General features: G+C 37.4%; 12 protein-coding genes and 1 other annotated feature. Of the genes, 2 read left to right on the top strand and 10 right to left on the bottom strand.

The genetic code is table 11. The annotated features are described in order from the left end of the window. Nucleotides 1–150: 150 nt before the first annotated feature. The 10 genes from B5P42_RS10360 to hemA form a co-directional block, all read right to left on the bottom strand. Nucleotides 151–1,452, bottom strand: coding sequence for a bifunctional folylpolyglutamate synthase/dihydrofolate synthase (locus tag B5P42_RS10360; protein WP_088034152.1), 1,302 nt, complete (start codon nt 1,450–1,452; stop codon nt 151–153). Between the two features lie 94 nt (nt 1,453–1,546). Then, on the bottom strand, nt 1,547–4,192 hold the full coding sequence (locus B5P42_RS10355) for a valine--tRNA ligase (RefSeq protein WP_002129263.1): 2,646 nt from the start codon (nt 4,190–4,192) through the stop codon (nt 1,547–1,549). Nucleotides 4,193–4,230: 38 nt separating this feature from the next. Then, nucleotides 4,231–4,462: a binding site (T-box leader), on the bottom strand. Nucleotides 4,463–4,596: 134 nt separating this feature from the next. Further along, entirely contained in the window at nt 4,597–5,622 is a 1,026-nt protein-coding gene (ysxE, locus tag B5P42_RS10350; protein ID WP_012261764.1) for a spore coat protein YsxE, read from the bottom strand. 72 nt (nt 5,623–5,694) lie between these two features. Beyond that, the gene (spoVID, locus tag B5P42_RS10345; RefSeq protein WP_181458789.1) at nt 5,695–6,702 is read right to left on the bottom strand and encodes a stage VI sporulation protein D; all 1,008 of its coding nucleotides are present in this window, start codon (nt 6,700–6,702) and stop codon (nt 5,695–5,697) included. A 79-nt stretch (nt 6,703–6,781) separates the two neighbouring features. Then, complete coding sequence (gene hemL / locus B5P42_RS10340; RefSeq protein ID WP_002034163.1) at nt 6,782–8,071, bottom strand: glutamate-1-semialdehyde 2,1-aminomutase; 1,290 nt, start codon at nt 8,069–8,071, stop codon at nt 6,782–6,784. Next, nucleotides 8,071–9,060, bottom strand: coding sequence for a porphobilinogen synthase (gene hemB, locus B5P42_RS10335; protein WP_002015358.1), 990 nt, complete (start codon nt 9,058–9,060; stop codon nt 8,071–8,073). The genes hemL and hemB overlap by 1 nt, the downstream gene beginning before the upstream one ends. Nucleotides 9,061–9,080: 20 nt before the next feature. Next, a complete protein-coding gene (gene hemD, locus B5P42_RS10330) occupies nt 9,081–9,833 on the bottom strand; it encodes a uroporphyrinogen-III synthase (RefSeq protein WP_113734160.1) in 753 nt (250 codons plus the stop codon). 2 nt (nt 9,834–9,835) lie between these two features. Further along, on the bottom strand, nt 9,836–10,765 hold the full coding sequence (gene hemC / locus B5P42_RS10325) for a hydroxymethylbilane synthase (protein ID WP_002034194.1): 930 nt from the start codon (nt 10,763–10,765) through the stop codon (nt 9,836–9,838). A 15-nt stretch (nt 10,766–10,780) separates the two neighbouring features. Then, complete coding sequence (locus B5P42_RS10320; RefSeq protein ID WP_002015354.1) at nt 10,781–11,614, bottom strand: cytochrome c biogenesis protein; 834 nt, start codon at nt 11,612–11,614, stop codon at nt 10,781–10,783. Between the two features lie 17 nt (nt 11,615–11,631). Then, nucleotides 11,632–12,963, bottom strand: a complete 1,332-nt coding sequence (hemA, locus tag B5P42_RS10315; protein WP_002015353.1) for a glutamyl-tRNA reductase — start codon at nt 12,961–12,963, stop codon at nt 11,632–11,634. 417 nt (nt 12,964–13,380) lie between these two features. Here hemA and B5P42_RS10310 point away from each other — a divergent pair, with 417 nt between their 5' ends. Together B5P42_RS10310 and B5P42_RS10305 are read left to right on the top strand one after the other, a co-directional pair. Then, on the top strand, nt 13,381–13,833 hold the full coding sequence (locus tag B5P42_RS10310; RefSeq protein WP_002015350.1) for a MarR family winged helix-turn-helix transcriptional regulator: 453 nt from the start codon (nt 13,381–13,383) through the stop codon (nt 13,831–13,833). Nucleotides 13,834–13,835: 2 nt separating this feature from the next. Continuing rightward, a complete protein-coding gene (locus tag B5P42_RS10305; protein ID WP_002015349.1) occupies nt 13,836–14,252 on the top strand; it encodes an organic hydroperoxide resistance protein in 417 nt (138 codons plus the stop codon). The last annotated feature ends 17 nt before the right edge of the window (nt 14,253–14,269 follow it).

Genomic DNA, 14,269 nt, shown 5'->3' with positions numbered 1-14,269 from the left:
CCTCTTGTCATTGTCCGCATCATATCATATTCATTCCACAAAAAAACGAGATATTTGTCAGAGGAATTCGTCAAATAACCCTATATTATTATCTTATATGTATGCATTTGACTTCATTTGTAGAACAAAAAACTAGATAGCAAAGACTATCTAGTTTTTCTCGCGAATATATTTTCTAACTTCGGAAATGAAATACAAAGAACCTGTTATGATAAAAACATCATGTTCTCCTATCATGTCAACCTTTGTATCAATTGCCTCTTTCCAATCTTCAAAAACTAATTTTGACTCTTGTTGCGAATACGATGCAAGCTTGTCAGCAGAAATGGCACGATCAAAGGCAAACGTCGTAAATATTATTTCATCAGCAACTTTTTCTAATTGCCCTACCATGTTATGTAACTGTTTGTCACCAAGAGCAGTAAATAAAACTATTACATTCTTCTTTTTATAATGTGCCTCTACTGTTTTTACAAGACTTTCAATACCTTCTGGATTATGAGCACCATCTATTATAATATCTGGATTACTTTGTAACTTTTCAAATCGACCAATCCAGTAGGCTTCTTGTAAGCCAGCTTTCATCTCCTCTTCATTAATTAAAAATGATAAATATGTTTTTAAATACATTACTGCCATAAGCGCTAGCGCTGCATTGCCTACTTGATGAATACCTTTCATTGAAATTCGAACATTTTCAAACGAGACAAATGGACAATCAAAATCAAAATGTTCCCCATCTTCATTAGAATATTTATGTAATGTTGTAAACTGTTTTCCAAGTTCATATAAGCTTGCATGGTTTTCCTTAGCAACCTTTTGAATTACTTGCAATGCTTCTTCATTTTTCACACCAGTAATAACTGGAACACCAGACTTAATAATCCCTGCCTTTTCATATGCAATTTCTCCTAGTGTATTGCCTAAAATATGCATATGATCGTGGCCGATATTCGTAATAATCGTGAGAACCGGATGAATAACATTTGTAGAATCAAATCTTCCCCCAAGCCCCGTTTCAAATAAAACAACATCACAGAAATTAACTTTACCGAAATAACAAATTGCCATTACTGTAATAATTTCAAACTCAGTCGCTTCTCCTAAGTCCGTCTCATCTAATTTTTCAACGACTGGCTTTACCATATTTACAAGTTCCGCAATCTCTTCATCTGCAATCGGTATTCCGTTTACACTAATACGTTCATTGAATGTTTCTATGTAAGGCGATGTAAACGTTCCTACTTTATATTTCGCGCCTTCTAACATGTAGCGCATATATGTTAAAGTTGAACCTTTTCCATTTGTGCCGGCAAGATGAACACATTTTATATGACGCTCTGGATTTCCGAGTTCTTCTAACATCCATTGCATTCTTTCTAGCCCTGGTTTTATCCCAAATTTCAATCGGCTATGAATCCAGTTTATCGCTTCTTCGTATGTATGTATCACGTTTGCTATTCCCCTTTCAAAAGACAAACTTCTTAATTCTATTATACGCAAAGAAAAGAGACTCACCAATATAGTGAGTCTCTGAAAAACATTTTTATTTCTCAAGATCAGCTAGACGTTGGCGAACCGCTTCGCGTTTTTCTAGATAATCTTGCTCTTTCGCACGCTCTCCGTCAATAACTTCTGCAGGAGCTTTCGCTACGAATCCTTGGTTTGAAAGTTTCTTCTGTACACGTTCTACTTCTTTATCGAACTTCTCAAGTTCTTTTTCAAGACGCGCTTTCTCTTCATCAAGATTGATAAGATCAGCTAACGGTAAGAATAACTCTGCACCTGATACGATTGCAGTCATCGCTTTTTCTGGCGCTTGTAAATCAATCTTAATTGTTAGTTCACTTGGGTTACAGAAACGCTCAATGTAAGAACTGTTTTTCGTAAGCTGAGCTAGTACTACCTCATCTTTTGCTTTAATTTGCATTTGAACTTTTTTGCTCATTGGTGTATTTACTTCCGCACGGATGTTACGAACAGAGCGAATGATATCAACTAGAAGGTGCATTTCTGCTGCCGCTTCTTTATCTTGTAAATCTTCGCGAACTGTTGGCCATGCTGCTACTGTAATAGACTCGCCTTCATGCGGTAAATGCTGCCAAATTTTCTCTGTTACAAATGGCATGAATGGATGTAATAGACGCATCGTTTGGTCTAATACGTAAGCTAAAATAGAACGAGTTGTTTTCTTAGCTGCTTCATCTTCACCGTATAGTGGAAGTTTCGCCATCTCAATGTACCAGTCACAGAAATCATCCCAAATGAAGTTGTATAATGAACGACCAGCTTCACCGAACTCATATTTATCCATGTTACGTGTTACACTTTCGATTGTTTCGTTTAAGCGAGTTAAAATCCACTTATCTGCAACTGATTTTTCACCAGTTAAATCGATTTCTTCATACTTCATGTCATCCATGTTCATTAATACGAAACGTGATGCGTTCCAAATTTTATTAATGAAGTTCCAAGTAGATTCTACTTTTTCCATGCTGAAACGTAAATCTTGACCTGGTGCACTTCCTGTTGATAAGAAGTAACGCATCGCATCTGCACCGTACTTCTCGATAACATCCATCGGATCAATACCGTTACCAAGAGATTTACTCATTTTACGTCCTTGCTCATCACGAACTAAACCGTGAATTAATACATCTTTAAATGGACGCTCTCCTGTAAACTCTAAACCTTGGAAAATCATACGAGATACCCAGAAGAAGATGATATCATAACCAGTTACTAAAGCATCTGTTGAATAGAACTTTTTAAAGTCTGCTGCATCTTCATTCGGCCAGCCAAGTGTTGAGAATGGCCATAATGCTGAACTGAACCATGTATCAAGCACGTCATTATCTTGATTCCAGTTTTCAAGATCTGCTGGCGCTTCTGTACCTACGTATACTTCACCAGTTTCTTTATGATACCAAGCTGGAATGCGGTGTCCCCACCATAATTGACGAGAAATACACCAGTCATGAATGTTTTCCATCCAGCGTAAGTATGTGTTTTCAAAACGCTCTGGTACGAACGTTACTTTTTCTTCTTCTTTTTGTTGAAGTTCTACCGCTTTTTCTGCAAGTGGAGCCATTTTTACGAACCATTGTGTTGATAAATAAGGCTCAACAACTGCACCGCTACGCTCACTATGACCTACTGAGTGCATATGAGGCTCGATTTCTACTAATACGCCAGCTTCTTGTAAGTCTTTCACTAACTCTTTACGGCATTCGAAACGATCCATACCGTTATACTTACCAGCTTTTTCGTTCATCGTTCCATCTTCGTTCATTACTAAAATACGTGGTAAGTCATGACGGTTACCTACTTCAAAGTCATTCGGATCATGAGCTGGTGTAATTTTTACAACGCCTGTTCCGAAGTCTTTTTCTACGTATTCATCAGCAATAATCGGAATCTCTCGGCCTACGATTGGAAGTGTAACTGTTTTTCCGATTAAATGTTTGTAGCGATCATCTTCTGGATGAACTGCTACCGCTGTATCACCAAGCATTGTTTCTGGACGAGTAGTTGCAAGGCGAATGTGACCAGAACCGTCTGTTAACGGATAGTTCATATGGTAGAATGCACCTTGAACTTCTTTATGAATTACTTCAATATCAGAAAGAGCTGTGCGTGTTGCTGGATCCCAGTTGATGATATACTCACCGCGGTAAATTAAGTCTTTTTCATATAATTGAACGAATACTTTATTAACAGCGTTAGATAAACCTTCGTCTAATGTGAAGCGTTCACGAGAATAGTCTAGTCCTAAACCAACTTTCCCCCATTGTTGACGAATGTGAGAAGCGTATTCTTCTTTCCATTCCCAAGCTTTTTCAAGGAATTTCTCACGACCAAGATCGTAACGTGAAATACCTTCTTCACGAAGTTTTCCTTCTACTTTCGCTTGCGTTGCGATACCAGCATGGTCCATTCCTGGAAGCCATAATACATCGTAACCTTGCATACGCTTTGTACGAGTTAAAATATCTTGAAGCGTCGTATCCCAAGCGTGACCTAAGTGTAACTTACCAGTTACGTTCGGAGGTGGAATTACAATTGTATATGGTTGTTTCTTCTCATCTCCTGTTGCTTCGAAATATTTGCCTTCAAGCCACCACTTGTAAAGGCCTTCTTCAACGGACATATGATCATATTTAGTTGGTAAATTATTTTCCGTATTTGACATTATTTTCCCTCCTTAAAATAAAAAATGCCCCTCATCCAAAAAAGGACGAGGGACATCGCGGTACCACCTTTATTTACAAACAAATTCAGAATTTGCTTATACTCTTAATTTGATAACGGACAAATCCGTCTTTTCCTAATAAGAATCATTCCGTTCAGAAAAGATGCTCCAGGGCTACCTTCTAACATAACTATCTAGAGAACCTCCCAGCCAATGGTTCCCCTCTCTGAAGACGTTTCATGTTATACTCTTCCCCTTCAATGCATTTATGTGATTGTTAATTATTATATACAATAGTGTAAAAAACGAAACCTTATTCGTCAAGATAAATTTGAAACTACGGCTTTTATCTCTTTATGAAACTAATAAAAAAAGATAAGCAGGGTTCTCCCTACTTATCTTCTTTATCCGTTCCCTTGCTGGGCAGCTTGTAATTGCGAAAGGAAATATTCTGTATTACTAATGAGCCAATGCGATTGCTGCAGAATTTTTACCCCGCGAAGCTCATTTTCTTCATTACGACTCTTTCTTCTTTTCGTATACGACTGAATTTGCCGAATAAAATGCGACGGGTACGTCATATACGCAAACATAAGAAGCTGCTCCTCTTTCGTAAATGGAAAATTTTTTTGATACATTTGATACCATTCAAAGCGGTCGCTCCGCGCAATTGGATATGTGTTCAAAGACCTTGAATAAAAGCTGACGATATCCTGTACCGGTGTAGCAAACTGAGACTTTTCTAAACTAATAAAATAACCGTTTCGTTCATAATCAAATAAAAAGTGATTAAGCGATACATTTCCATGAACGAAAGTAGTACGTGTTTTTTCCTTTTCTTTCATTGCATCATGCCATTCACTTAATTGTTTCGTTGCGAACTCACGTGCTCTCATAACGTGGTGATAATACGTACAATATTGTAATTCAAATGGAGACATATACCACTTCGCTTCTGATTCTACAAGAAACTCTTCTAATATCTCACCATCATTTTCCCAACGGCCGGATATATTTGTATAATGTTTTTCTAAATCTTCTTCTGTATAAGTCTCCTCTTTCACCGTTTTTTGATGCAACGTCCCGAGCGTTTGAAACATCTTATGGTATTGATCATTATCTTCGCCATTTCCTTCCGCACGTTCTAACCAAGGCATTAAATAATAGCTATATGCCCCATCACTTAAAACATAATTCCCGTCCGTCGTGTGATAGATAGGTACATAATTCGAAAAACCTTTCTCCTTCAAATATTGAATATGGTGTAAAAAATTATTCCGCTCTAATTTTCTATCTTGTATTTTCTTTAACGCATACGGACCTTGATTCGTATAAATTTTCATTACACTTCCGTGCTCTTCCATATGCTGAGTGTCCAATCTATATTGCCTCACAATGGGTTCATAGCGATTTCGTAATTCAATATCCATACGAATAACCCTTTCTTATTCAAAACATAGCTTCTAGGAAAAGAAAAGAGGTGAGTGAAAAAACTCACTCACTTATTTCACTGTTGCTTTTGAAACAGGAATATATATAATTTGCCCTGTAGTTAAATATATATCTTCTGATTGATTTACACGATATAAGCTTTGTATAGTCGTTTCATAACGTTCTGCAACCGATTCAATTGTATCTCCTTCTTGTACGAAGTACATTCTTAACTTCGTAAATTCTTCTTCTGGTTCTTTCGTAAATAATTTCGTTAAATAAAGTGCATTTTCATCTCGCTGTGAATATGCTTCTTCCTCTGGCTCTTCCTGCTTTTTCGCTTTTTCTTTCTTGAAATTTTTCCGCCCGAACAATTCAAATTGTGGCGTCTTTTCTTGCTCCTCTTCACGCTCCACAAGTTCATGTTCTTCTAATTCCTCTTCTTCTATTTCTTGCTCTTTTCTTTCTTCTAACTGAAACGGCTCAAATGCATAATCTTCCCATCCATCTGATTCTTTATAGGCTGGTACCTCTTCGTGCGGCGCAGGTCTACTTTCATCTTCTTCAGCTGAATCAGCTTCCAACTCGGCATACACCGTCTCTTCCTCTTCATCCTCGGTTCTTTCTTCGTCACATAAACCTGTAATAGATATATCCGCTAATAGTTGTAAGCAACCATTTTCCTTTAATTCATAATCAAATTCCTCGATTGATACATATAATTCTTCAATTACTTTCACTCGATTTCTTGGAATTGATATTTCGAGCGGAAAGGAATGGACAAGCTCATTAACCCCGTCTGCCCTTGTTTCTACATAATCAATTGCCTTTGCTGGTGATAGCTCTCTTAATGAATAAGCTGAATCATCTTGCCTTGCAACGTACTCTCCCGTTAAATCTAATTGCCCCCTCACGATAACTTCATGATCGAGCTCCTCTATCTCAACGTCTGGATCTAACGAAATTGACAAAAGTTCTTCGACTTCCTGTCCCTTCTGGAACCAAACAGATTCTTTTAATGAAAATCGTAATGAATGATCTGTTGCCACTTCTTTTCCCCCTCCCAAACTATATGTCATTACAGATTTATGTTCCCTAAAGCTACTTTATGAATAAAAAAAATCGCTCCCCTAATGGAAAGCGATTTTCTCTAAGAAATTATGCTTTTAATTTTGACATTGCAATTTCGGCCGCCGCAATTGTCGCCTCAATATCTGCATCACTATGTGCTGTCGATAAGAATAAACCTTCAAATTGAGAAGGTGGTAAAAATACACCTTGTTCTACCATTTCACGATAGTAAGCTGCAAAGAATTCTAAGTTTGAAGATTTTGCTGCATCATAATTAATAACTTGCTCATCTGTAAAGAAAATACCAATCATAGAACCTGCACGATTAATGTGATGCGGGATATTATGCTTTTCAGCTGCCTTACGTAGTCCAGCCTCTAACATTTCTGCTTTACGCTCAAATTCCACATATGATTCTGGCGTTAACTGCACTAACGTTTCATAACCTGCTGTCATTGCAAGTGGATTACCCGATAATGTTCCAGCTTGGTAAATCGGTCCGCTTGGTGCAACTTGACGCATAATCTCTGCCTTACCACCGTATGCTCCTACCGGCAAGCCACCACCGATTACTTTACCTAAACAAGTTAAGTCAGGAGTTACACCGTAGTAACCTTGTCCACAATTATAAGCAACACGGAATCCTGTCATTACTTCATCAAAAATAAGTAGTGCACCGTTTTGCTCTGTCACTTCACGAAGTCCTTCTAAAAACCCTGGTTGCGGGGGAACAACACCCATATTCCCTGCCACTGGTTCTACAATTATACAAGCGATGTCATCACCGAATTGTTCGAAAGCATATTTTACACTTTCTAAATCGTTATACGCTACGGTAATCGTATTTTTCGCTACACCTTCTGGTACACCAGGGCTATCTGGTAAACCTAGCGTTGCTACACCCGAACCTGCTTTAATCAATAAAGAATCACCATGACCGTGATAACAACCAATGAATTTCAAAATTTTGTTACGTCCAGTGTAACCACGAGCTAAACGTAGTGCACTCATTGTCGCCTCTGTTCCAGAGTTAACCATACGCACAATCTCAATTGATGGTACACGCTCGATAACAAGCTGCGCTAATTTATTTTCAATTTCTGTTGGTGCACCAAAGCTTGTTCCTTTTTCAGCAACAGCTTTTAAAGCCTCAACAACACGATCATTCGCATGACCATGAATTAAAGGTCCCCACGATAATACGTAATCGATGTATTCATTCCCATCGATATCATATACTTTAGAGCCTTTTCCGCGCTCCATAAACAGCGGATTCATACCAACAGACTTAAAAGCACGAACAGGGCTGTTTACGCCTCCAGGCATTAAATTTTGAGCCTCTTCAAACGCCGCAATCGACTTATCAAATTTTTTCATTATTTAGCGCCTCCTTCTTGTAACCATCTTGCTGCATCTTTTGCATGATACGTAATAATCAAGTCTGCTCCTGCGCGTTTCATGCTAATTAATTTCTCAAGTACAACTTCTTTCTCATTAATCCAACCATTTTGTGCTGCTGCTTTAATCATCGAATATTCACCACTTACGTTATAAGCAACGACTGGTAAGTTAAAGTTATTTTTCACATCACGAACGATATCTAGATAAGAAAGAGCTGGCTTTACAATTAAGAAGTCTGCCCCTTCCATTACATCTGATTCTGCTTCACGGAATGCTTCCATACGGTTCGCTGGGTCCATTTGATATGTTTTACGGTCACCAAACTGCGGTGCACCATGTGCTGCATCACGGAACGGTCCGTAAAATGCTGATGAATATTTCACAGCGTACGACATAACTGGTACGTGCGCGAAACCATTTTCATCTAATGCATGGCGAATTGCTGTTACGAATCCGTCCATCATGTTAGATGGTGCAATAATGTCTGCCCCTGCTTTCGCTTGACTTACAGCTGTTTTTGCAAGAGCTGCAAGAGACTCATCATTTAAAATAACGCCATCTTCAATAACACCGCAATGACCATGGCTTGTAAATTGACATAAACATGTATCTGCAACTACTACTAGCTCTGGGAACTCATCTTTAATTTGCTTAATTGCACGCTGTACAATTCCATGCTCACAATATGCCGATGATCCAACTTCGTCCTTTTCAGCAGGTAAACCAAATACAATAACAGAACGAATACCTAAATCAACGACCTCTTGCATTTCAGCTTGCAATAAATCTAAAGACATTTGATATACGCCCGGCATAGAAGGAACTTCATTACGAGTATTTTCTCCTTCTAATACAAAAATAGGGTAAATAAAATCTTCTGTATGTAAAAATGTTTCACGTACAAGCGCACGCATGCCCCCGCTTTGTCTTAAACGACGATGACGATTAAATTGTAAAGAATTCATAGATTTCTATCCCCATTCTTTTATTTTATAGATTCACAAATGCATTGCAGTAATGCTTCTACAGTGTACTCTTTTGGCACAATAACATGTGGAAAATAGAGGTTCGCCTCTTTTTCCGTAATAGGCCCTATACAAGCAATTGTACATTTTTTCGTCCATTCTCTCCAGTTTGTACCCTCAAGTAAACGAACAAAACTATCAACAGTTGAAGGGCTCGTAAATGTAATAATGTCTACTTTCCCTAATTTCAATGCTGTTATAAGTTCTTGTTTTTTCTCTACATTCACCTTCGTACCATATACAATGAACTCATCTAGAGACACACCAAACTCCCTAAGTTTAACCGGGATTACATCTCTTGCTAAATTCCCTTTCGGAAATAAAATACGCTCGTTTCCACTTAATTCTTTTAGAAACTCTTCGGCAAATGTTTCTGCAACAAATGCAGTGGGAACAAAATCTACTTGATAACCTCGCTTTTCTAACTCTAACTTTGTTTTCACGCCTACTGCAGCAATTTTAATCGGTCCGGGGAGCTTCTTTCTCAAACTATCTAGAAAAAAAGCTACACCATTTTTACTCGTGAAAATAACCCAGTCATACGAATGTAGCTGCCCTGCTATATGTTGAATTTGCCTATGAGACGTACCTTCCATACGCAAAAGCGGAATTTCCAATGGAATTCCGCTCCTTTCTTTCACTGCTACACTCATTTGTTTCGCTTGGTGCTGGGCACGTGTAATCAATACTGTTTTGCCAGCGAGAGCGTTCATATTTATTGTTGCTCCTTATTTGCAGCAAGGATGAGCTCTTTTGCTCCTTGTTTAATTAAACGGTCCGCAGCCTCTAATCCAACTTGCTTCGGATCATTACCTACTACTATCTCTTTCAATAAAACAGAACCGTCCATAGAACCGACAAGCGCTGTTAATTCGATTGCATCATTTTCTTTAAGAGTTGCATATCCAGCGATTGGAACTTGGCATCCACCTTCAAGTTTATGAAGAAATACTCGTTCAGCAGCCACTGTTCTTTCTGTTACTGCATCATTAATATGCGCTAACAACTGAAGTAAATCCGTATCATCCTCACGACATTCAATCGCTAATGCACCTTGTCCTACGGCTGGTACACATAACGTTTCATCTAAATGTTCTGTAATAACTTCTCCGTCCCAGCCCATTCTCTGTAATCCAGCTGTTGCTAAAATAATTGCATCGTAATCTTCATCTTTTAACTTACGTAAGCGTGTATCGATATTCCCGCGAATCCATTTCACTTGTAAATCTGGTCTCGCAGCTAGTAGTTGTGCACTACGTCTCAAACTACTCGTTCCTAAGATCGCGCCTTCTGCTAAGTCTTTAAACGATTCTCCGTTTTTAGAAATAAAAGCATCACGAGGGTCAACGCGCTTTGGCGTACAACCAATCGTTAATCCATCTGGAAGTACAGCTGGCATATCTTTCATACTATGTACAGCCATATCAATTTCTTTCGTAAGTAACGCATGTTCAATTTCCTTTACAAATAAACCTTTTCCGCCTACTTTTGAAAGAGTAACATCTAAAATAACATCACCTTTTGTGACGATTTCTTTCACTTCAAATTCATATGGTAAACCAAGCGCTTTTAATTGATCAATAAACCAATTAGTTTGTGTTAATGCTAGTTTACTCTTTCGTGAACCTACAATAATTTTGCGCATAATTCTCTCTCCTCATTATAAATACCAAAAGTGGAAATTAGATAAACTGCTTAATAGAAAAATGTTAACTAGCATTACGAGAAATGCCCCGATATTCCACTGCACAATTTTCTTACCTTGCAACACATCTGCTGCTCGTAAATATAAGCCCACGCAATATACAAATAGAACGACAAAAGACCCAATTACTTTCGTATCATACCAATGGAAATTATCCAATTTTGTATATCCCCATATGCATCCTAATATAATTGCTAATAAGAAAAACGGAACAGAAAATAAATTTAATCCGTAAGACATAGATTCAAGCTTCGGCAAATTTCCTAATCTTCTTAATCTCGCATTCCACTTTTTCTTTTTTAATAGTCGGTATTGCAATAAATACATAATAGAAAAAATAAACGATACAGTAAACGTTGCATAAGAAATAATCGCCATACCGACATGCACGTATACAAGTTCTGAAACTAATTGCTCTGCAAGTACTGGCGACATCTTCCCGAGCGGTGTAAAAATAGAAAAAGCGCTTACGCCAAATGCTACAACATTTGTAAAAAAGACTAAAAAGTCAATACGCATAAATCGATTAATGACTAATGACATCGTAATCAATAACCAAACATAAAAATAAATCCCTGATAATAAAGTTAAAATGGGATTCGTTTCTGAATCTGTAGCCCTAAGCAACATAAAGATAGACTGCAGAACCCATACAATCGAAAGTAACCAAAAAGCAAAGCGGTTCGCCTTTCGGTTACTTTGGAAATAATCTATAAAATATAAACTAATGCTACAAGCATATAAAATAATTGCAATATGATAAATAATACTGTTATTTAAAAAACTCATCCGATCATCCTTCCAAGTTATAAAGATGGAACGGATGGTGTCCACGCTCTTTTATGTTCTACTTCTTCCGTATTTCCCGCTTCTTCCACTTCTAAATCAAAAATCTTCGCAAATAAAGCTAATTTTTCGCCAGCTCCCTCTTCAACAGCTAATTCTTTAGCTACTAAAATTGGGTCTTTTAACAATTGGTTAATAATACTTTTCGTATGTTTACTAATTACTTTTTTCTCACGATCACTAAGGTTTGGTATTTTTCGCTCAAGACTTTCCATCGTATCACTTTGAATTGCTAGCGCTTTATCACGAAGAGCTGATATTAACGGTACAACACCTAGCGTACTTAACCACGTTTTAAATAAAACCATTTCTTCTTCAATCATAAATTGAATTTTCTCTGCTTCTTTTAAACGTTCAGCACGGTTTGCTTCAACTACACCTTGCAGATCGTCGATATCATATAAGAAAGAGCCTTCTAATTCATCAATCGCCGGATCAATATCACGTGGTACTGCAATATCAACCATAAATAACGGACGACCAGAGCGCATTCTCTCTACTTTTGTCATCATTTCTTTCGTAATGACATATTCTGATGCACCCGTTGAACTAATTAAAATATCCGCTTCTAATAATGCACATTGCAATTCACTTAAAGGCTTTGCATGTCCCATATATTTCTCAGCCATCACTTCCGCTTTCGTAAGCGTCCTATTCATAACCGTTACTTTACGAGCTCCACTTCCGTATAAGTTTTGCAGTGCAAGTTCACCCATCTTACCCGCACCAAGAATAAGTACATGACAATCTGTTAAATCGCCAAATATTTTCTTTCCGAGCTCAACAGCAGCATAACTAACAGACATCGCACTTTCACCAATCGTTGTTTCTGAGTGCGCACGTTTTGCTAACGTAACCACTTGCTTAAACAACTCATTAAAAATTGTACCTGTCGCTTTTACTTGTTGTGCTTCTAAAAAGCTATCTTTTATTTGACCTAAAATTTGCGTCTCTCCAACAACCATAGAATCCAAACCGCACGTTACGCGGAATAAATGATCTATTGCGCCATCTTGTTCAAAAATAGACAAGTATGGTGCGACTTCTTCTATTTCAAGCTGAAACCAATCAGCTAAAAACTTCTTAATGTAATACCGTCCCGTGTGTAATTGATCGACAACAGCGTAAATCTCAGTGCGATTACAAGTTGATACAATGACATTTTCTAGCACGCTCTTTTGGTTTTGTAATATAGTCATTGCTTGCTCTAGCTCTGCTGCCTGAAATGTGAGTTTCTCACGAAATTCTACAGGGGCTGTTCGATAATTTACACTAACAACAAGAATATGCACGCAGCATGTCCCCCTTCACCCGTTTTATCACTTTATCTACTATCATAATACAACTTTCCTCTTATGAATCTGACAATCGTGTGAACAACTGATTATTTTTTATTTATTCTCCATATGTAATAAAGGAGCTTCAGTAAGATTAATAAAGAACTTTCTACTTTATAATAATTATAAAATAATAACTCTATTTGTACGTTACCAAAAAAAGTCCTCATAATCAAGTGATGGAAACTATTCCATATTAATTATAACATCATCTTTTCTATCTTCTTTCATCATGAAGGAAAATATGTATGATTGTTCCAAAATATAGTACTCACTTTCTCGATACAATGCATTTGACATTGTATTTCTTTTTCGTTATATTGGTTTTACAAAATTAAATTGTGCACAATTTAAAAATACAAGGAGTTGCCTATGAAAGAAAATCCTTTGCATCTAGATAACCAACTTTGTTTCTCTATTTACGCTTGTTCTAGAGAGGTTACCCGTTTTTACCGCCCCTATTTAGAAGAAATGGGCATTACGTATCCCCAGTACATTACTTTACTCGTACTCTGGGAACAAGACGGACTAACAGTAAAAGAAATTGGAGAACGTCTATTTTTAGATTCTGGTACTTTAACACCTATGTTAAAACGTATGGAATCATTAAAACTTGTACAACGTGTTCGTTCAAAAGAAGACGAGCGAAAAGTTTGTATTGAATTAACAGAACAAGGTAAAGATTTAAAAGAAATAGCTTGTTCATTACCAACAACGATGGCTACAAATTTAGGCATTACAGAACAAGAATATCATTCTTTATTAATCCAATTAAACACATTAATTGAAACAATGAAAAAAATTAATGACAGAAAAGGGGAATAAACATGGATAAATTATATACTGCTTCAGTAACAGCAACAGGTGGAAGAAACGGTAAGGTAGTTTCAGATGATGGCATATTAAATCTTGATGTAAAAATGCCAAAAGCACTAGGTGGCGCAGGCGGAGAAGCAACAAATCCAGAACAATTATTTGCAGCTGGTTATGCAGCTTGCTTTGATAGTGCATTGCAACTTGTAATTCGTACAAAACGTATGAAGGTGGAAAGTACAGAAGTGACTGCACACGTTTCTATCGGTAAAGATACAGATGGTGGTTTCGGACTATCTGCTGTACTTGACGTACATGTTGCTGGTGTTTCTCATGCCGAAGCACAAGAACTTGTAGAAGCCGCTCACGGTGTATGCCCTTACTCTAAAGCAACAAGAGGAAATATTGAAGTTACATTAAACGTACGCTAAAAGTTTAGTAAATAAAA

Origin of the sequence: Bacillus sp. SRB_331, from assembly GCF_003264175.1 — a bacterium.
GTDB lineage: Bacteria > Bacillota > Bacilli > Bacillales > Bacillaceae_G > Bacillus_A > Bacillus_A mycoides.
Note: the sequence above shows the minus strand (reverse complement) of the source record. Positions and strands in the feature narration are given on the sequence as shown.